Here is a 20219-nt window from a genome sequence, read left to right on the forward strand (position 1 = left end):
ATCTGAAATCGATTTATGAATTTCACTTATTCCAAAACTTCGCGCATGGCTTTTGCTTTGAGTAAACATTCTTCGTACTCTGATTCTGGAATTGATAACGATGTAATAGCACTTCCCACAGAAAAAGAAACGTATTTTTTTTCTTGATTGTATAAAATACTACGAATAACTACATTAAAATCAAAGTCGCCATTTGGAGTGAAATACCCAACTGCTCCACTATACATCCCACGTTTTGTTTCCTCGAGTTCTTCAATAATTTTCATCGCAGCAATTTTGGGAGCACCGGTCATACTTCCCATTGGGAAAGTCGATTTAATGGCATCAATTGCAGAATATTGAAAATCCAATTTGGAAGTAACAGTAGAGATCATTTGGTGTACTTGCATAAAAGAATACATGCCACATAACTCTTTTACTACAACGGAACCTTTTTGAGCTGTATGCGATAAATCGTTTCTAACGAGGTCCGTGATCATAATGTTTTCGGCCCTTTCTTTTGGGTCTAAAGCGAGATTATTTTTAGAAAGTTCATCTTCAACAGGATCTAAAAAACGCTTAGCTGTTCCTTTTATAGGTTGGGAAATAAGATTCTCATTTTCTTTTTTCAAATACCGTTCAGGTGAAGCAGACAATAAAAATTGAGTGTTATTTTTAAAAAAAACGGCAAAAGGTGGTTGCGAAATTTTATTGAGTTTTAAAAATTTTTCTAACGGATTTATACTAGTATATTCAGCATAAAACTCCATACAAAAATTGGCCTCATACAAATCTCCGTGATGAATATAATCTAGCATTTTGGAGACTTTTTCTAGATAAGCTTCTTTAGAAACGCGTTGTTGAATATATAGCGTATTTTCTTTTTGCTCTTCTACTATTACACTTTCAAATATTTCAGCGAAGTCTTCTTCCAATTCATCATCACACATATTGAGATACTGCATTTCAAGCTGATCTCCTTTTAACAAAAATATTTTTTTGGGTTGGTAGAAAAATAAATCAGGAAAATCTAATCCGTCATATTTATTAGAACACAATTCTTCTACATCATTTTTTAAATCATAGGATAAGTATCCAAAAATCCAATCTTTAGTGATTTGTTGGTATTGTTTTAAATCTTCAAAGGCATTATGAGTATCCGTTTTTATGGATGTAAGTGCGTCTATGGCCAAAATACAGTCGTAATTTGAATATTCCTGGGGATAATCATTACTATCCATAAAAGTAATTTCACGGAATTGTTGGGACCAAATTAAAAGTTGTTTTTTTAACAATTTTGGATTTGAAATGGACTTATAAACTGATGTTCTCAAAAATATTTTCTTTAAAACTCAAAATTACGATAAAAAAAAAGCTTTAATATATCATTATAAGAAAAATCAGTCCATTTTTTTTGTAAATTTACAGTAAGATACTGAATTTAATCACTTTAAAAGGATTGAATTATGGCTAGTAAAATATTCATAAATATAGCTGTTAAAAACCTAGAGGCATCAAAGATATTTTTTTCTAAGCTAGGTTTTACTTTTAATCCTCAGTTTACTGACGATAAATCAGCTTGTATGATTGTTGGAGAAAATATATTTACAATGCTTGTACAAGAAGAACGTTTTAAAGACTTTACCAAAAAAGAACTTTGTAATGCACAAAAATATACCGAAGTCTTACTTTCCATAGATGTTGAAAGCAGAGAAAAAGTAGATGAACTGGTAAAAAAAGCAATTGAAGCTGGTGGAAAGCAATATATGGAACCGCAAGATTATGGATGGATGTACGGACATAGTTTTGCAGATTTAGACGGGCATCAATGGGACCTGTTTTATATGAATGAAAGTGAGATTCCACAATAATGCATTTTAGTTATTTAACCAATTAAACCTAAATATTATGAAAATTGCTACCATTATTATTCGGATTATGCTTGGACTTTTGTTTCTTTACACTTCAATTAGTTATTTTTTTCACCTAACTCCCGAAGTAGCTTCAACAGGAGAGTTCAAGGCATTCCAACTTGGCCTAGTCGCTTCAACTTATTTATTACCATTAGCAAAAATAGTAGAATTATTAAGTGGATTATCCTTTGTCACAGGGAAATACATGACCTTAGCCAACCTTGTAATACTACCTGTAACAATCAATATTCTATTAATTAATTACTTCCTAACACCAGAGAACTTACCTCTGGCCATCTTTGTATTTCTAGGTAATGTATTTTTAATCTTCTCTCATTGGGAAAACTATAAAGGTTTATTTAGAGCTGAATAATTTAATTTTGGCACAAAAAAAACCGCTTAAAGCGGTTTTTTTTATATATCCAAAACGTAAATTTATACGTGTAATGCTCTGTTATCAGTAGCTGCTAATGCCGCTTCTTTTATTGCTTCCGCAAAAGTAGGATGTGCATGTGACATTCTTGAAATATCTTCGGCTGATGCTTTGAATTCCATTGCAACCACTGCTTCAGCGATTAAATCAGCTGTTCTAGCTCCAATCATATGAACTCCTAGAACTTCATCTGTTTTTGCATCGGCAAGAATTTTTACAAATCCATCTAAATCTCCACTTGCTCTAGCACGACCTAATGCTTTGAAAGGAAAACTTCCTACTTTATATTCAACTCCAGAAGCTTTTAATTGCTCTTCTGTTTGACCTACTGCAGCCACTTCTGGCCAAGTATACACCACACCTGGAATCAAGTTGTAATCAATATGTGGTTTTTGCCCTGCTAAGATTTCAGCAACCATTGCTCCTTCTTCCTCTGCTTTGTGTGCTAACATTGCTCCACGAACTACATCACCAATAGCATAGATATTAGAAACATTAGTTTGTAAATGATCATTTACTTCTACTTGTCCTCTATCAGAAATTTTTACTCCTGCTTTATCTGCATTTAATCCGTCTGTGTAAGGACGACGCCCTACAGAAACTAATGCGTAATCACCTTCAAGAGTAATGGTTTCTCCTTTAGCATTTTCAGCTTGAACAGTTACAGCATCACCATTTCTTTCAACAGATTTTACTTTATGAGAAACGTAGAATTTCATTCCTTGTTTCTTTAATACTTTAGTCAATTCTTTAGATAATGAACTATCCATTCCTGGAATAATACGATCCATGTATTCCACTACTGAAACTTGCGCTCCTAAGCGTAAATATACTTGACCTAATTCAATACCAATAACTCCACCACCAATAATCACTAAATGTTTAGGAACTTCTGGTAATTTTAATGCTTCCGTAGAAGTGATGATTCTTTCTTTATCAATTTTGATAAAAGGTAAAGAAGATGGTTTAGAACCAGTAGCAATAATGATGTTTTTAGCTTCAATTGTTTCAGTTGTTCCATCCGCTTTTGCAACGGCAACATGAGTCGCATCTACAAAAGATCCCATTCCTTCCAATACTGTAATTTTGTTTTTATCCATTAGGTATTTTACACCTCCTGAAGTTTGGTCCACAACTGCTTGTTTACGAGCAATCATTTTCTCCAAATTTACTTTTACTTCCCCTGAAAGTTCGATTCCATGATCAGCAAAATGTGCTATTTCAGCATAATGATGTGAAGATGACAATAAAGCTTTAGAAGGAATACATCCTACATTAAGACAAGTTCCGCCTAATGTGGAATATTTCTCGATAATTGCTGTATTGAAACCTAGTTGTGCACAACGAATTGCTGACACATATCCTCCTGGACCAGAACCTATAATGACTACGTCAAATGAACTCATAGTATATTTTTTATATGTATATTAATTTTTCGAGCTACAAAATTAAGGAATTAAGTTTTGTTTAAAGTTTAAAGTTCGAGCTTTTTTGTTAAGATTTTGGGCTAACACTGATTATTTATCTTTAAAATTGGTGTTATTATGAAAAAAAAATATCAAATCGTTACCACAGTTGTGTTTTTTACTTCGCTTATCATAAAAGTACTTTGTGTACTACCTATGTGTTGCAGTGTAGTCAATTTAGTCACCAAAAATTCTCTGTAGGCTTCCATGTCTTTTACAACAATTTTTAATATATAATCATAATCACCACTTACATGGTGGCATTCTAACACTTCATGGAGCTTTACCACTTCACTTTCAAAATGCGTTAGAAATTCATGCGAATGTTGAATGAGTTTTAAATGGCAAAAAACAACAAAGCCCTTCTCTACTTTTGATTTATTAAGAACAACTACATACTTATCAATAATCCCTTCGCGCTCTAATTTTTTTATACGTTCATAAACCGCAGTAACGGAAAGATTGAGCTTTAATGACAATTCTTTATTGGTTCTTTTACTATCGGTTTGTAGTAAAAAGAGGAGTTTTTTGTCGGTTGGGTCTAATGTCATTTTGTAGTTTTTTTGGCGAAAGCCATTAAATCACATCAAAAATAGAAAAAAAATCTATTAAAAATAGATATAGTAATTTAAAAAACTAAGTTAAACAGTAAATATTGATAATAAAAACTATATAAACGTACTTTACATTAATAAATAAACCCATAAATAATGGATGAATTAATCACTTTTGGACTTTTATGTTTGACCTCTTTCTTTACCTTGATTAATCCATTGGGTACCATGCCGATTTTTTTAACCATGACCAACGACTTATCGGATCAGGAAAGAAATCACACTGCCAAAAAAGCATCTTTAGTTTCTTTTATTATCATTATAGCTTTTGCATTATCAGGGCAACTCCTCTTTAAATTTTTCGGAATCTCTGTTAATAGTTTTAAAGTAGTGGGTGGCGTTATTTTCTTTATGATGGGAATGGATATGTTACAGGCGAGATTAAGTGCTGTAAAAATTAAAAAAAACGAAGTAAAAACATATGTCAATGATATTTCAATTACCCCATTGGCTATTCCTATGATTTGTGGACCAGGCGCCATTACCAATGCTATTGTTTTAATGGAGGATGCCAATACTTATGCCAAAATAATAATCCTTTTAACTACAATCGCAATAGTTGTTTTCACAACCTATCTCATTTTATTAAGTTCAACAAAAATCATTCAACTCATCGGGCAAACGGGAATCAATGTCATGATGCGATTAATGGGACTTATAGTAATGGTGATTGCTGTAGAATTCTTTTTTAGTGGCTTAAAGCCAATTATACTCGACATCATAAAATAATAATCAAAAAAATAAACCAACATGAAATTCAACCCTGCAGACAACATTCAAGACTTACAGTATTTTGGCGAATTTGGTGGTGTAAACCCATCGATTTCTGACTCTTCAACTTATACCTTTTTATCAGCAAAAACCATGTTTGATACTTTTGAAGGAAACATGGAAGGTTGCTACTTGTACTCGCGTCACTCCTCGCCTAGTAATTTATATTTGGACAAAGCGCTAGCAGCGATGGAGGGGACAGAAACCGCTAATGTATCTGCATCAGGAATGGGAGCCATCACGCCTACCTTGTTACAACTATGTGGAGCTGGTGATCATATCGTTTCAAGTAGAACAATTTATGGCGGAACGTATGCTTTCTTGAAAAATTTTGCTCCGCGACTAGGGATCAAAACTACTTTTGTAGACATTACAAAACTGGATGTAGTAGAAGCGGCTATCACGCCAGATACAAAAGTGCTGTACTGTGAAACAGTAAGTAATCCTTTACTAGAAGTAGCTGATATTGCTGGTTTGTCTAAAATTGCGAAAAAACACAATTTGACATTAGTGGTGGACAATACCTTTTCACCTTTATCTGTAACTCCAATAAAACTTGGTGCTGATATTGTAATTCATTCATTAACCAAATACATCAACGGAAGTAGCGATACAGTGGGTGGTGTGACTTGTGCTTCGCAAGAATTTATAAATAGTTTGAAGGATGTAAATAGTGGTGCAAGTATGCTTCTTGGGCCTACAATGGACAGCATGCGCTCCGCGAGTGTCATGAAAAATATGCGCACGTTGCATTTGAGAATAAAACAACACAGCCACAATGCGGCTTACTTAGCTGCACGTTTTGAAAAAGACGGTTTAAAGACGGTTTACCCTGGTTTAGCTAGCCATCCAAGTCATAAACTATATGCATCGATGATAAATCCAGAATATGGTTTTGGAGGAATGATGACACTAGACGTAGGCACTTTGGCGAAAGCCAATGAATTAATGGAGTTAATGCAAGCGCGCAATTTAGGATACTTAGCGGTAAGCTTAGGATTTTACAAAACGTTGTTTAGCGCTCCTGGAACTTCCACATCAAGTGAAATTCCTCTTGATGAGCAAGCCGAAATGGGATTGACAGATGGTTTAATTCGGTTCTCAATTGGTCTAGACAATGACATTGAAAGAACGTATCAAATGATGAAAACCTGCATGCAGGAACTTTCTATCTTATAATTTTTTTTTAGTTGTTTACTTTGGTTAAATCCGTTTGAGAGCAATCTTGAGCGGATTTCAAATTTTAATTCAAGTGTTATTCTCGGTTTCTCAATCTCTTTTTTTCTCTAAAGAAAGATTTTTCGGCAATGTAAATCGTTTTTTTAACTTCGCAATAAACAGTAGTACGATCAAGATTAGTAAGTTGAGTCACTTTAGTAACTTCAATTTCATTCTCGGTTGCCACTCTACTTAATATCTCCTCTACTTCTTTAACGGTGTAATTAAAATCAGCATACAAATTTTCTTTAGCTGGTTTCTTAAAATATATTTCGGCCGATTTGTCCCAAACCACAAAATCATCACCCAAAAGATGCATCAATTGAATCATAGGAATAGGATCTACTGCTGAAAACATGCTCCCGCCAAATATGGAGTTTACATAATTCTTGTTTTTATAACTAATAGGAAGTTTAATGGTTACATTCAACAAATCCTCTGATATATTTACAATCCTCGCCGTGCTCCTACGATACATAGGTGAATAATTGAAACCATATTTAAAGAGTTTGCTTTTCCCTATGAACCTGCCTCCTAAGTTGGCTAATTTTTTATATACTGACATTCTTTTATTGCTTATTATATAATTCTATATTATTATTTTTACACTTCTTTATACATGATATAAGTATCTACTAGTCCCAACGTTTTATGTCTAAAACCCTTAGGAGTTGTACCTATGATTTCGAAACCAAACTTTTGCCACAATGCAACTGCTGCTAGATTAGTACTGACAACAATATTAAACTAAATTGCCAAATAACCTTTTTCTTTTGCAAATTTTATGGAATGCTCACACAATAGTTTTCCAGTTCCCTTACCATGGTATTTAGGGTTGACCATATAGCTACAATTGGCAATGTGATTCCCTAAATCAATTTGGTTGGGTTTGATAATATAAGTTCCTAAAACTGCTTGATTTTCATCAATAGCAACAAAAGTATCCATATAAGGAGCAAACCAATTTTTATTTAAATCCTCTTTGGGAGTATTGGGATCAAAAACATAAGTATCGGCTGTTTTTATCACTTCTTTGAAAATTTCCCATACTGAATCAAAATCATTTTTTGTGGCTTTTCTTATTTGGGTTGAATTAATCATGTTTAATTTTGTATTAATTTGGCTACATTAATAAAAAACCGTTCTGAAATCAATCAAAACGGTTTCTATAAAAGATATTAGTTTTAGAAAACTACAAATGACTGAGTTTACTATTTTTTCGGCTGAAGCCAAAGTAAATCACCAAACCGATTAGCAACCAAATAGTAAAGTAGATCCAGTTCCAAACGCTTAATTCGGCCATCATATACAAACAACTTACTAATCCTAATAACGGAATCAATGATAAATTATCTTTGAAAGACCAAATTGTCAATCCAATTAAGGCGAATAGGAAAATCCACATTGGAATTTTATGTTTGAACAAGCTAAAACCACTTTCGTATTTTAAGTTAGTATCAATTGGTAAACCAGCAACAACGGTAGCGTATTTTGCATCATCGTCTTGGTATTTACTCAATAAATTTTCTAAATCTGGTTTACCTACACTATTCTTGTCTGTGTCTATACTTACGAGATAGGCATACACTTTTTGAGATTCTTCTTTATTCAATGAAGTAATAATATCTTCCGCTTTATTAATTTGGGTTTCATTAGTAATAAAATCCATTGTTCCTTTATGGTTAAATTGCAATGCATAGAATATTCCTGCAGCCAGCATAAATGGGATTACATACTTAGAATTCACATACGGCGTTTTAAATTTCCCTCTAGGAATATCTTTCTTATTTTGCAAAACTAAAACTCCAGCACAAACCAATACGAAGGCAAATAAAGTACCTATACTACATAAGTCAGTTACCATAGTTAAGTTCAAAAACAAAGCAGGAATAGCCACTACAAACCCAGTTACTACAGTAGCATACGAAGGAGTTTTGTATTTTGGGTGTACCCTTGAAAATCGTTTTGGCAACAGCCCATCACGACTCATACTCATCCAGATACGTGGTTGTCCCATTTGGAAAACTAACAATACACTCGCCATCGCAATTACGGCACTTACTCCAATAATAGCCGACATGATTTTTAAATCTAATTTTTTGAAAACAAACAGTAAAGGATCCCCCACATTCAAATCCGCATAGCTCACCATTCCTGTTAAGACCAAAGCAATTATAATGTACAAAACAGTACAAATAATAATAGCCCACATCATTCCTTTGGGTAAATCACGCTGTGGATTTTCACATTCTTCAGCTGTAGTAGATATGGCATCAAACCCAATATAAGCAAAGAACACGGCCGAAACTCCTTTCAATACACCACTTACTCCATTTGGAGCAAAAGGAGTCCAATTATCAATATCGATATAGAAAACACCTACTGCAATTACCAATAGAATAATACACAGTTTCACTAATACCATCATATTACTGGCATTACGAGATTCTTTCATCCCCCGGTACACTAAGGCTGTAATCAAAACAATAATAAATAGAGCAGGTAAATCAGCAACAAAATGGAAAGAACCTATTGTTGGCGAAGTGGTCCAAGCCATATAAGCAGATTGTAGTCCCGTATTTAAATTCTCAAAAGACTTTCCTCCCTGCATTAAAGCAGTCGCATCTTTGAAACCGTTAGAAGCCGTTAAATAATCCATTTGAGCCCAATCGGCTAGAACCTGTAAATTAAGATGGTAATGATGATTGAGATTATTTATGATGTTCTCCATCAAACTCGTAAAGTAATCACTCCACGAAATGGCGACCGTTATATTTCCAATGGCATATTCCATGATTAATGCCCAACCAATAATCCAAGCTATTAATTCTCCAAATGCAACATACGAATACGTATAGGCACTACCAGAAACTGGAACCATAGATGCAAATTCAGCATAGGCAAAAGCAGCAAAACTACACGCTATTGCAGTAAATAAAAATAAAAATATTACTGCTGGACCACCATCAAAACTAGCTTTACCAATGGTACTAAAAATCCCCGCACCAATTATAGCAGCGATACCAAAAGCAGCCAAATCTCGTGCTTTAAGATGTTTTCCTAATGCATTGTGCCCGTCAGCATTATTTTTTTCTACCTGTGCCAAGATATCTTGCACTGTTTTTTTTCTAAATAAACTGGATAGTGCCATAGGTTGTAATTTCTTATTAAAAATTAATATCTTGTAAATTGTTTGCCATTATTCTAACAATAATGCAAGTTTTATTCAAAATCCAAATGTATAAAACAATTTTAATTATCGGTTATTTTAGAGTATATTTTTTATTATATAGTTAAAATAAGTCAAAAATTCATTTTTAACAGAATTAAAAAGTCAATAACTATTATTTAAAAGACAATAAAAATTTAATAAAAGAAACATCTTATTTTTTATCTTTTTAAAAGGCCCTGCTTCTATCCAAATTATTTCAAACAACTTCTCAATATAGTAACAGGATGCTGTGCTTTTCTGTTTGTTCCATCATAAATTTGATGACGACAACTTGTTCCTGCAGCGGCAATAGCAACTTTCGATTCAGTAGCTCTAATTTTAGGAAATAAAGTATCTTCCCCCATTTGCATACTAATATCATAATGCTCTTTTTCATAACCAAAAGAACCCGCCATACCACAGCAACCTGAGTTATAAATAGTCACTTTATTGTTTTTAGGCAAGTTCAACATTGCAAATGTAGCTTCAATAGTACTCAATGATTTTTGGTGGCAATGTCCGTGAATTTTAATTTGTTTGCCATCATTCGAAAACTGGTCTGCATGAATCTTAGCAGCATCGATTTCTCTTTTGAAAAATTCTTCAACAGTCAAACAGTTTTTAGACAATTTTTCGGAAGCAACTTTATCATCTGCAAGTCTGAGATATTCATCTCTAAAAGTTAATATTGCTGAAGGTTCAATTCCTATCAATGGGATTTCAGCTGTTACAATCGGTGCGAAAATTGAAACATTTTTATTGGCAATGGATTTTGCCTCTTCTAGAAAACCTTTAGAGATATACGCTCTAGCACTTTCTTCATGATCAACAACTAGTACTTCGTAACCCAATTCTGTTAATAACTCAAAAGCATCAATTCCTACTTGAACATCATAATAATTGGTAAACTCATCGCAAAACAAATACACTTGCCCGTTTACAAACGAATCCGTTTTTTTGTTTGACTTATTACTTTCTAACCATTTTCTAAATGATTTTGGTGCTAGTAAAGGCACTTCTCTTTTTGGAGCTACTCCCATCCCTTTTTTCACTAAGGGCTGATTGACCATAAAATTAGTCAACGCTGGAAATACACTTCCCAACTTATTGAGTTTGGCATTATTGGCAAAAATTTTATTTCGAAGCGTAAAACCATTTGCTTTTTGATATTGGTATAAAAACTCTGCTTTTAGCGAAGCTACATCTACATTAGACGGGCATTCGCTGGCACAGGCTTTACAGCTTACACACAATTCAAATACTTCGTACAGTTCTTTATGATTGAATTTATTGTCTTTTTCTGATTGCGTTAAATATTCTCGCAAAGCATTGGCTCTAGCACGCGTGGTGTCTTTTTCATTTTTGGTAGCGCGATAACTCGGACATAATGTTCCTCCTGCAGATGCTGGTTTTCTACAATCACCAGATCCATTGCACTTTTCTGCCAGTCTTAAAATCCCCATACTATCGGAGAAATCCTGAATCGTTTTAATTTCAGGTTCGTCTCTTCCGGGTTCAAAACGAAGGTTTTCATCCATTTTCAAGGCATTAACAATTTTTCCTATATTTAAAACCGAATACGGGTCGAATGCCAATTTAATGTGCTTTAGTAAATCATAGTTTTTCTCCCCAATCATAAATGGAAGAAATTCTCCTCGCACTATTCCATCACCATGTTCTCCACTCAAGGAACCTCTGTATTTTTTGACTAAAACGGCTACTTCGGTAGCAATGTTTCTAAATTGATAAACGCCTTCCTTTGTTTTTAAATTCAAAACGGGACGCAAGTGAATTTCTCCTGCTCCAGCATGAGCATAATAAATCGCTTCTTGACCATGGCGTGCCATCATCGCCGAAAAATCAGCAATGTAATTAGGCAAATCACTCAATTCTACTGCAGTATCTTCAATAGAATCGGCTGCTTTATTATCGCCTACAATACTGCCTAAAAGTCCCAAACCAGCCTTACGCAATTCGTTTATTTTATCAATATCACTACCATAAATTTTAGGCAAAGCATATCCAAATTGATACAACTCCAAATCAGCTATTAAAGCATTAGCTTGTGCCTCGGCATCTTCCATACTTACATAAGACCCCACTTCCATCATAATCACCGCCTTTGGGTCTCCTTGAATAAAAAATCGGTTCTTAGCTTGTTCTCTGTTGGTTTTGGTACAATTTAATATCGTATCATCCATCATTTCACAAGTATATAAATGATGTTTCATCGCGGTCACAACAGCTTCTAAACTTTCCTGAATGGTATGAAAATGAGCTACCACCATCACATTATTCGTTGGTGGCAAATCATCCACTTTCAACGTAACCTCAGTTGTAAAAGCTAGTGTTCCTTCGCTACCACAAAGTAATTTACCCACATTAATTGTAGGTTCATTTCCTCCAAATAAATCTGATTTCAATAATATATCTACCGCATAACCGGTATTTCTACGGTGAATTTCTGGTTTAGGGAATTCCTTTTTAATTTCTTCTTGGGTCGCTGCTACTGATAATTCTTCGTATAACTTTCGGTAAATAGCATTTTCCAAAGAATCCCCTTTGGTTTTTTCGATAAAAGCCTCCGAACTCAATTCGCCAAAAACCACTTGAGATCCATCACTCAAAACAGCTTTAATCTCGACAATTTTATCGCGTGTCACTCCGTATCGAATCGATGTGGTCCCTGATGAGTTATTTCCCACCATTCCACCAATCATACATCTACTGGAAGTGGACGTATTAGGGCCAAAAAATAATCCGTGCGGTTTTAAATATAAATTCAGCTCATCCCGAATGACACCAGGCTGAACCGTGATTGTTTTTTTGGCTGCATCAAAGGAAACAATGTCCGTAAAATGCTTTGAAACATCCACTACTATTCCGCTACCAACCGTTTGCCCAGCTAGTGAAGTTCCAGCTGTTCTAGGTGTTAAGGAAATTTTATGTTTTCTAGCAAAATGCATCAATTTCACAATATCCTCAGTTGTTTTGGGCAAAGCCACAGCTTCAGGCATGATTCGGTAGGCCGATGCATCTGTTGCGTATAAAATTTTATGAAGTGTGTCGTATAAAAGTGTACCGTCCAGCGATTGGGATAATGATTCGAACTGTTGGAAAATTGACATGAAATGGCAGTATTTTAGATAATGTACAAATATAAATAATAGTCCTTTACCTAATCACAAATTCTAACACTCCTTTCGTTTTTTATTTTCAGGAGCAATTCCCACCATCCGCTACACCCTTTTGGGTCTCAAATCCTTTTTCTAGGCGTGTTCAGGAGCTTCCTTTGGTCGCTCTGCCCACCCCAGAAAAAAGTGATTTTCGACCTGCAAAGGGGTTTCACTTCTGTTGGGGCTAGGGCATCTTACACAAATAAAATGATATCATAATTCTTTGGCAAAGAAATTGCAGCACTATTTTACATATAATTTTATAGTAATTTAGCAGCTATAATTCGCCAAAAAAACTATTTTTGATACTTATAAAAAAGTCCTCCCAATGAACCTTAAAAAATCTTTCTTACTTCTCCTATCTAGCTTTCTCCTAGCGTTTTCAGTTGGAAATGCACAGGAAACGACTGTAAACCCAAAAAATGAGTTTAGAGCAGTTTGGATTGCTACCGTAGCAAATATCGACTGGCCTAAAACGAGCACAGATCCAATTGAAAAGCAAAAAGCTGATTTTATTGAAATATTAGACACTTATAAAAAACTAAACTATAATGCAGTAATTGTCCAAATACGAAGTGTTGGTGACGCTTTCTATCCTACAAATTTAGCTCCATGGTCAAAATACTTAACTGGAAAAGAAGGAAAAGCACCTGCTAATAATTTTGATCCTTTGGAATGGATGGTTACCGAAGCACACAATAGAGGTTTCGAATTTCATGCATGGCTAAACCCATACCGTGCAACAATGGACTTGAACACGGCTATTTTAAGTCCAACCCATGATTATTATAAACATCCAGAATGGATGATTAAATACGGCGGAAAATACTATTACAATCCGGCGCTACCCGAAGTACAAACCCATTTAGTAGCAATTGTCGATGAAGTAGTAAAAAACTATGATATTGATGCCATTCATTTTGATGATTATTTTTATCCCTACAAAATAGCAGGAGAAAATTTCAATGACACAGCCTCATATAAAAAATACGGAAATGGATTAAGCTTAGAAGATTGGCGACGATTGAATGTCAACAATTTTGTAAAATATACGTCTTATGCTATAAAAACGAGAAAACCATGGGTACAATTTGGTATCAGTCCATTTGGAGTTTGGCGTAATAAATCAGTAGATCCAAAAGGATCTGACACACAATCGGGACAAACCAACTATGATGATTTATTTGCTGATCCAATGGCTTGGATGGAAAACAGCTGGGTTGATTATATCTTGCCTCAATTATATTGGAGTATGGATCATAAAACCGCTTCGTATACCAAACTATTAAAATGGTGGTCTGAGAACTCAAAAAATACCGCAGTCTACATCGGAAATGGTAGTTATAAAATCAATACCGATTCAGACCGAAGATGGTTTAATCCAACAGAAATTCCAAACCAGATTGATGTAACTAGATCGTATAAAAACATCAATGGAAACGCTTTTTTTAGTGCGAAATCATTTGTGAACAGAAATAAAGCTGTTACCGATTTATTATTGGAAAATCAATACAAATATCCAGCGCTTCCGTATGTAGTCCCTAATTCTAAAAAAATAGTAATTGACATCCCCACTGTATGTAATGCAACTAGTAATAGTAGTTGTTCTACCTATACACTCAATTATCCATTGAATAGCAAGATTCGTTACGTTATGGTTTATGAAGCTAAAAATGGTGCCAAATTAGATCTTAATGACCCTAGTCAAATTATTGATAAAATTGCTTTCAAAGAAAAAAAAGATACTATTTCTATAGTTATTCCAAAGACTACTGAGGATAAAAATACTACTTATGCTGTATCCTTTATTGATTTTTTTGGTAATGAAAGTAAGGCTACACAAGTAAGCACCAAAACGGATAAAAAATCAAACCAAAGCGCAATGAATAATGGAAGTAAATAATAGACCTTGGTATTGGATACCTATTTTAAACTTTGCCTCGGGACTACCATACGCTATTATTATTTCGGTTTCGGTAATCATGTACAAGAATCTGGGAATCAGTAATGAAGATATTGGAATTTACACCAGTCTTTTATATCTTCCTTGGGTTATAAAACCATTATGGAGCCCCTTTATCGATTTGTATTCTACCAAAAGAAAATGGTTTTTGGCTATGCAATTGCTCATCTCAATTGCCTTTTTAATCGTAGGATTATCCATTCCCATGAATCATTTTTTCTTAATTAGTTTGGCTGTTTTTTGGGTCGCTGCTTTTGCATCAGCATCCAATGATGTGGCTAGTGATGGTTTTTATTTATTGGCTCTGGAGAAAGACCAACAATCTTTTTTTCTAGGAATACGCAGTACTTTTTATCGCCTTTCTATGCTTACTGGAAATGGCTTAATTGTAATTATTGGTGGCTATCTAGAACAAGAATATGGAGACAAACAAAAAGCGTGGTCCTATACGATGATTATCGTTGGATTACTAATGACTTTAATTACTATCTACAATTATTTTGCTACACCAAGAACTGAAAAAGCGATTGTAAAAAATTCAGTAGAAGCTAAAAAAGCAAGTTTTTCTAGCGTATTTTCTAGCTTTTTTCAAAAGAAACAAATCGGTATTGTATTAGCTTTTATCTTATTATTTAGATTAGGCGAATCTCAATTATTAAAAATGCTAACTCCTTTTTTAATTGATGATATCAATGCAGGCGGACTCGGTTTAACTACCCAAAATGTAGGGATTATTTACGGGACTTTTGGTGTGCTATCATTAACGATTGGCGGAATTATTGGCGGAATTGTAATTTCGAGAGACGGTCTTGGTAAATGGATGTTACCTATGTTTCTAGCCATGCACTTACCAATCATTGGTTTTATACTCCTTGCTCATTTTCATCCTGCATCAGTGTATTATATTTATGCCACCGTTATTGCAGAACAGTTTGGTTACGGTTTTGGATTTGCGGCTTTTATGATGTACTTAATCTATGTTGCCGATGGCGAATCAAAAACCTCCCACTACTCTATTGCAACTGGGTTCATGGCGTTAGGAATGATGTTACCTGGAATGATTAGTGGATACATACAAGAATATTTAGGATATGGAAACTTCTTTATTTGGGTTTTCTTAGCTACAATTCCAGGATTAATTTTATCTCGTTTCTTGATATTCCCAAAAGAATACGGAAAGAAATCAGCATAAGTTTATGGAACGCGGATGAAACGGATTTACTTCGTAAAGACGCGGTAAAATGCCGATTTTAAAAAATAGCCACTAATTCACTGATTTTAATATTAATTAGTTTTAAAAAATCTGTGAATCTGTGGCAAGAAATAACAGCAAATATTTTCATAAATGACTTTAGAACAAAAAATAGGACAATTTTTTTTTCCTGCCGTTTTCATCAATGACACCGAAGAAAACATTCAGGCAATGGAACAACTCATTACAAAGTACAACATTGGCGGATTGACTTTTTTTCATAGTAGAGCCAGTGCAGCAACCAACTATGAAACGAAGAAAAAAATTGTTTTTAATGACGATAGTTACCAACGTTTAAAAGACTTAATTGTTCGTTACCAAAAATGTGCTCCTACGCCACTTTTGATGAGTATTGATGCCGAATGGGGATTGGCCATGCGTGTAGAGAAAACTCCACAATATCCTTATGCTATAACTTTAGGAGCTTTACCGGAAAGTGAATCACACTTGGTTTATGAAGTAGGAAAACAAATTGGATTGGATTTAAAATCAGTAGGAATTCATTATAATCTAGCACCTTTAGCGGACATCAATAACAACCCAAATAATCCCGTAATTGGTTACCGTTCTTTTGGTGAAAACAAAAAAAAAGTAGCTCATTTTGCTCTTGAATACCTGCGTGGAATGAATGATGTAGGTGTACTAGGTTGCCTTAAACATTTCCCCGGTCATGGAAATACTAATGTAGATTCGCACTTGGGATTACCCGTTTTAAAGGAAAGTTTAGATGAATTATTGGAAAATGAACTATATCCTTTCATTAAAGGAATTGAAAACCAAGTAGACTCAATCATGATTGGTCATTTGGCGGTGCCTGCTTTGAATGATGGAAAAGATACTTCGGCCACGTTATCGAAAAACATAATCGAAGACCTTTTGCGAAAGCGTTTAGGATATGACGGTTTGGTGATTTCGGATGCGTTGAACATGCACAGTGTATCAAAATTGTATAATACTAAAGGTCAACTGGAATGGGAAGCCTTTAATGCTGGAAATGATGTATTGTGTTTTGCCGAAAATGTTCCCGAAGGAATTCAAGAAATCCTAAAAAATGCTAGTCCAGAACGCATTGAAGCCAGTTATAAACGACTGATGCAATGCAAAGAAAAAGTGGGAATATTAAATTCAAATTCTGAAATTAATACCACTTTAGATTTTGAAACTACGACAATTTTAAATCGAAAAATAGCACAATATAGCATTACAAAAATCAAAGACAGCAACAATACCGAAATTGTTTTGGATGCATCCAAAAAAGGAAAATTAGCTAAAATCAGTCTTTATAAACCTATCGACAATGTCTTTTTTAAGACTTTAAATACTTCTATTCCTTCATCAGAATTTGCGATAGAAATAGGCACAGAAGAAGCACTATTAGCATTAGAAAAAAAACTAAGTGATTACGATACTTTACTTATTGCATTATTTGTTCCAAAAGCAAAACCGATGAATAATTTTGATATTGATAAGGCCGTTTTGGAATTTTTAGAAAAAATATTCATGTCCAAAAAATGCATATTATATGTCTTTGGAAACCCGTATTCAATGCAAGTAATTCAAAATATATCTTCAGCGATTGGACTTGTGCAAGTCTACCAAGATTTTAAGGAATTTCAAGAAAGCGCAGCAATACAATTAATAGAGAATCTAGACTGTAAAGGAACTCTGCCAGTGCATATTGAAGGAATTTAGTTTGATTTTTAGAATCAAATAAAATCTGCTTTTTTACAACGAATTATTAGAATAAAATTCAATTAAAACCATCCATATTAAAACAAAATCAATGTTATTTTTTGATTACTAAAAAACAACATTGATATCCTCAAAACCATGTTATCCACAAAAAGTGAAGTTAGGTTAATGCCTCTTTTTTTATCTATATTGCAAACTCAAACACTATAGAATGGATACAAAAATCATTAGAAACAAAGAATTATCAATAACAGAAGCCTTAATTCCAGTTCTTGCTCTTATCTTACTTTTGGGTTATAATGTATCGGTTTATGGTGACGAAGCCTTAAGCGGAAGCAATCAATTTGTTTTATTATTAGGTGCTGCAGTTGCTGCTATTGTTGGTTTTTTCAATAAAGTGACCTACCAAAAAATGATGGAGGAAGTTGCCGAGAATATTAAATCTACGGTAGGTGCTATCCTCATATTACTTATGGTTGGTGCATTGGCAGGAACATGGCTCGTGAGTGGTATTATCCCCTCTATGATTTATTATGGTTTACAAATATTAAGTCCTGCTATCTTTTTACCTGCTACTTTAATTATTTGTTCCATTATATCTATTGCCACAGGAAGTTCTTGGACCACCAGTGCCACTGTGGGTATTGCTTTAATAGGTGTGGGTGGTGCATTAGGTTTTGATTTAGGAATGGTCGCTGGTGCAGTAATTTCAGGAGCTTATTTTGGAGACAAGCTTTCCCCCATGTCAGATACAACTAACCTTGCCCCTGCAATGGCTGGAACCGATTTGTTTACTCACATTCGATACATGACATTAACTACTATTCCAACTTACATTATCACCTTAATTCTATTCATTATTTTAGGACTAACTGTTGATATTAAAGGAGATGTAAATATTGCTAGCCTATTAAATGATATTGAAGGTACTTTTACCGTATCGGCATGGTTATTTTTAGTTCCTGCTATTGTTATTGGACTAATCATTAAAAAAACGGAGCCGTTAATTGCGCTTTTGGCAGGAACATTATTGGCCGCAGTCTTTGCAATTATATTTCAACCACACATTTTAAATCAAATTGCGGGTGTGGAAGCTATGACATTTAAATCAGCATACAAAGCTGTGATGGATGCCATTACTGGCAAAATAATTATCCCTACGGAGAATAAAACTTTGGCTGATCTGTTCACCTCAGGTGGCATGCAAAAAATGTTAGGAACCATCTGGTTGATTCTTTGTGCTATGGTTTTTGGCGGAATCATGGATGCAATTGGCGCTTTGGCCAGAATTAGTCAGACCTTATTGAAATTAGCACATACAACATTTGGACTTTTTGCCTCCACTGTAGGAAGTTGTTTGGCACTGAACATCACTGCTTCCGATCAATATTTAGCTATTGTAGTTCCTGGAAAAATGTTTGCGAAAGCGTATAAAAATAAAGGTTTAGCACCCGAAAATTTAAGTAGAACACTAGAAGATTCTGGTACTGTTACATCCGTATTAATCCCGTGGAATACTTGCGGTGCCTATCAATCTGGAACATTAGGTGTTTCAACGTTTGATTATTTACCGTATGCTTTCTTTAATATTCTAAGCCCTTTTATGACCTTAATTTTTGCCGCTTTCAATATTAAAATTAGACAATTAGCAACTGATAAGAAAAATTAGTAAAAAAAACACTTTAAGTATTTTAATATAAAAAACACTAAAACCATGACTAACTATTAGTTATGGTTTTTTGGTTTATATTAATAATCAAAAACTATTACTATATAAAAATTTATAATTGAAATTGATTACTCATAACCTCTGTTATTCCCTACTTTTGCACCATCAAAAAATTAATAATAAAAATAGAATTATGTCATTAGTAGGAAAAAAATTCCCAAGTATTGCAGTTGATGCTATCTCAGAAATGGGAGACAACATGAAAATCAACATTTTCGAAGAAGCTACAAAAAACAACAAAAAAGTATTATTATTTTGGTACCCAAAAGACTTTACTTTTGTTTGCCCAACAGAATTACACGCTTTTCAAGCGGCTTTGCCTGAATTTGAAAAAAGAAATACAATTGTAATTGGTGCTTCATGTGATACAAACGAAGTACACTTTGCTTGGTTAAATACTCCAAAAAACAACGGTGGAATTGAAGGTGTTACTTACCCAATTCTTGCAGATACGAACAGAAACTTATCTAACATCTTAGGTATCCTTGATATTGATTCAACTGAATATAGTGAAGAAACTGATTCAGTTATGATCGAAGGATCTAATGTTACTTTTAGAGCGACGTACTTAATTGACGAAACTGGGAAAATTTTCCACGAAAGTGTTAACGATATGCCATTAGGTCGTAACGTAAACGAATACTTACGTATGGTTGATGCATATACTCATATTCAAGAAAAAGGTGAAGTTTGCCCTGCAAACTGGGAAGCTGGTAAAGAAGCAATGAGTGCTGACAGAAAAAGTACTGCTGAATACTTAAGCTTAAACTAATTTCTTAGGAGTTACAAAGTCTCAAAGTTG

16 protein-coding genes are annotated in these 20219 nt (G+C 34.2%); 9 read left to right on the forward strand and 7 right to left on the reverse strand.

Annotated features, from left to right (window positions below; all coding sequences use genetic code 11):
* Positions 1 to 26 precede the first annotated feature (26 nt).
* The gene (locus tag AB3G39_RS11760; protein WP_369765248.1) at positions 27 to 1313 is read right to left on the reverse strand and encodes an anthranilate synthase component I family protein; all 1287 of its coding nucleotides are present in this window, start codon (positions 1311 to 1313) and stop codon (positions 27 to 29) included.
* A 132-nt stretch (positions 1314 to 1445) separates the two neighbouring features.
* On the opposite strand from AB3G39_RS11760, the gene AB3G39_RS11765 reads away from it, so the two are divergent.
* Positions 1446 to 1850: a VOC family protein gene (locus AB3G39_RS11765; RefSeq protein WP_369765249.1), complete on the forward strand. Its 405-nt coding sequence runs from the start codon at positions 1446 to 1448 to the stop codon at positions 1848 to 1850.
* A 37-nt stretch (positions 1851 to 1887) separates the two neighbouring features.
* Positions 1888 to 2265 (forward strand): DoxX family membrane protein, encoded by a 378-nt coding sequence (locus AB3G39_RS11770; protein ID WP_367752557.1) that lies wholly within the window; start codon positions 1888 to 1890, stop codon positions 2263 to 2265.
* Between the two features lie 62 nt (positions 2266 to 2327).
* Here the strand turns inward: AB3G39_RS11770 and lpdA are convergent, their stop codons facing one another.
* Both lpdA and AB3G39_RS11780 read right to left on the reverse strand, forming a co-directional pair.
* Positions 2328 to 3731, reverse strand: a complete 1404-nt coding sequence (lpdA, locus tag AB3G39_RS11775) for a dihydrolipoyl dehydrogenase (RefSeq protein ID WP_367752555.1) — start codon at positions 3729 to 3731, stop codon at positions 2328 to 2330.
* A gap of 152 nt (positions 3732 to 3883) precedes the next feature.
* Positions 3884 to 4342: an Lrp/AsnC family transcriptional regulator gene (locus tag AB3G39_RS11780; protein ID WP_367752553.1), complete on the reverse strand. Its 459-nt coding sequence runs from the start codon at positions 4340 to 4342 to the stop codon at positions 3884 to 3886.
* A 159-nt stretch (positions 4343 to 4501) separates the two neighbouring features.
* On the opposite strand from AB3G39_RS11780, the gene AB3G39_RS11785 reads away from it, so the two are divergent.
* Positions 4502 to 5134 carry a MarC family protein gene (locus AB3G39_RS11785; RefSeq protein WP_369753599.1) on the forward strand — a complete coding sequence of 211 codons (633 nt, stop codon included), beginning with the start codon at positions 4502 to 4504 and terminating at the stop codon, positions 5132 to 5134.
* Positions 5135 to 5155: 21 nt separating this feature from the next.
* Positions 5156 to 6355 carry an aminotransferase class I/II-fold pyridoxal phosphate-dependent enzyme gene (locus AB3G39_RS11790; RefSeq protein WP_369753597.1) on the forward strand — a complete coding sequence of 400 codons (1200 nt, stop codon included), beginning with the start codon at positions 5156 to 5158 and terminating at the stop codon, positions 6353 to 6355.
* A 76-nt stretch (positions 6356 to 6431) separates the two neighbouring features.
* Here the strand turns inward: AB3G39_RS11790 and AB3G39_RS11795 are convergent, their stop codons facing one another.
* The 4 genes from AB3G39_RS11795 to AB3G39_RS11810 all read right to left on the reverse strand — a co-directional run bounded on the left by AB3G39_RS11795 (position 6432) and on the right by AB3G39_RS11810 (position 12733).
* Entirely contained in the window at positions 6432 to 6959 is a 528-nt protein-coding gene (locus AB3G39_RS11795) for a PaaI family thioesterase (protein ID WP_367752547.1), read from the reverse strand.
* A 182-nt stretch (positions 6960 to 7141) separates the two neighbouring features.
* Positions 7142 to 7495, reverse strand: a complete 354-nt coding sequence (locus tag AB3G39_RS11800; protein WP_369765250.1) for an N-acetyltransferase family protein — start codon at positions 7493 to 7495, stop codon at positions 7142 to 7144.
* Positions 7496 to 7586: 91 nt separating this feature from the next.
* Positions 7587 to 9545 (reverse strand): amino acid permease, encoded by a 1959-nt coding sequence (locus tag AB3G39_RS11805; RefSeq protein WP_369765251.1) that lies wholly within the window; start codon positions 9543 to 9545, stop codon positions 7587 to 7589.
* Between the two features lie 272 nt (positions 9546 to 9817).
* Positions 9818 to 12733 (reverse strand): FAD-binding and (Fe-S)-binding domain-containing protein, encoded by a 2916-nt coding sequence (locus AB3G39_RS11810; protein WP_369769389.1) that lies wholly within the window; start codon positions 12731 to 12733, stop codon positions 9818 to 9820.
* Positions 12734 to 13109: 376 nt separating this feature from the next.
* Between AB3G39_RS11810 and AB3G39_RS11815 the strand changes: the two genes are divergently transcribed.
* The 5 genes from AB3G39_RS11815 (at position 13110) to AB3G39_RS11835 (ending at position 20189) form a co-directional block, all read left to right on the forward strand.
* Positions 13110 to 14684, forward strand: a complete 1575-nt coding sequence (locus AB3G39_RS11815; RefSeq protein ID WP_369765253.1) for a glycoside hydrolase family 10 protein — start codon at positions 13110 to 13112, stop codon at positions 14682 to 14684.
* Positions 14671 to 15936 (forward strand): MFS transporter, encoded by a 1266-nt coding sequence (locus tag AB3G39_RS11820; RefSeq protein WP_367769223.1) that lies wholly within the window; start codon positions 14671 to 14673, stop codon positions 15934 to 15936. The genes AB3G39_RS11815 and AB3G39_RS11820 overlap by 14 nt, the downstream gene beginning before the upstream one ends.
* Before the next feature lie 153 nt (positions 15937 to 16089).
* On the forward strand, positions 16090 to 17688 hold the full coding sequence (locus tag AB3G39_RS11825) for a glycoside hydrolase family 3 protein (RefSeq protein WP_369765254.1): 1599 nt from the start codon (positions 16090 to 16092) through the stop codon (positions 17686 to 17688).
* Between the two features lie 211 nt (positions 17689 to 17899).
* Positions 17900 to 19357, forward strand: a complete 1458-nt coding sequence (gene nhaC / locus AB3G39_RS11830; protein ID WP_369765255.1) for a Na+/H+ antiporter NhaC — start codon at positions 17900 to 17902, stop codon at positions 19355 to 19357.
* A 193-nt stretch (positions 19358 to 19550) separates the two neighbouring features.
* Complete coding sequence (locus AB3G39_RS11835) at positions 19551 to 20189, forward strand: peroxiredoxin (RefSeq protein WP_367752531.1); 639 nt, start codon at positions 19551 to 19553, stop codon at positions 20187 to 20189.
* The last annotated feature ends 30 nt before the right edge of the window (positions 20190 to 20219 follow it).

This window comes from Flavobacterium sp. WC2416 (genome assembly GCF_041200095.1).
Classification (GTDB): Bacteria; Bacteroidota; Bacteroidia; order Flavobacteriales; family Flavobacteriaceae; genus Flavobacterium.

Bases quoted from the DNA above. Each gene is read 5' to 3' on its own strand.
- AB3G39_RS11820 (WP_367769223.1), top strand. From the start codon at position 14,671: ATGGAAGTAAATAATAGACCTTGGTATTGGATACCTATTTTAAACTTT.
- AB3G39_RS11780 (WP_367752553.1), bottom strand. From the start codon at position 4,342: ATGACATTAGACCCAACCGACAAAAAACTCCTCTTTTTACTACAAACC.
- AB3G39_RS11795 (WP_367752547.1), bottom strand. From the start codon at position 6,959: ATGTCAGTATATAAAAAATTAGCCAACTTAGGAGGCAGGTTCATAGGG.
- AB3G39_RS11805 (WP_369765251.1), bottom strand. From the start codon at position 9,545: ATGGCACTATCCAGTTTATTTAGAAAAAAAACAGTGCAAGATATCTTG.
- AB3G39_RS11815 (WP_369765253.1), top strand. From the start codon at position 13,110: ATGAACCTTAAAAAATCTTTCTTACTTCTCCTATCTAGCTTTCTCCTA.
- AB3G39_RS11790 (WP_369753597.1), top strand. From the start codon at position 5,156: ATGAAATTCAACCCTGCAGACAACATTCAAGACTTACAGTATTTTGGC.
- AB3G39_RS11825 (WP_369765254.1), top strand. From the start codon at position 16,090: ATGACTTTAGAACAAAAAATAGGACAATTTTTTTTTCCTGCCGTTTTC.
- AB3G39_RS11835 (WP_367752531.1), top strand. From the start codon at position 19,551: ATGTCATTAGTAGGAAAAAAATTCCCAAGTATTGCAGTTGATGCTATC.
- AB3G39_RS11785 (WP_369753599.1), top strand. From the start codon at position 4,502: ATGGATGAATTAATCACTTTTGGACTTTTATGTTTGACCTCTTTCTTT.
- AB3G39_RS11800 (WP_369765250.1), bottom strand. From the start codon at position 7,495: ATGATTAATTCAACCCAAATAAGAAAAGCCACAAAAAATGATTTTGAT.
- nhaC (WP_369765255.1), top strand. From the start codon at position 17,900: ATGGATACAAAAATCATTAGAAACAAAGAATTATCAATAACAGAAGCC.
- AB3G39_RS11770 (WP_367752557.1), top strand. From the start codon at position 1,888: ATGAAAATTGCTACCATTATTATTCGGATTATGCTTGGACTTTTGTTT.
- lpdA (WP_367752555.1), bottom strand. From the start codon at position 3,731: ATGAGTTCATTTGACGTAGTCATTATAGGTTCTGGTCCAGGAGGATAT.
- AB3G39_RS11765 (WP_369765249.1), top strand. From the start codon at position 1,446: ATGGCTAGTAAAATATTCATAAATATAGCTGTTAAAAACCTAGAGGCA.
- AB3G39_RS11810 (WP_369769389.1), bottom strand. From the start codon at position 12,733: ATGTCAATTTTCCAACAGTTCGAATCATTATCCCAATCGCTGGACGGT.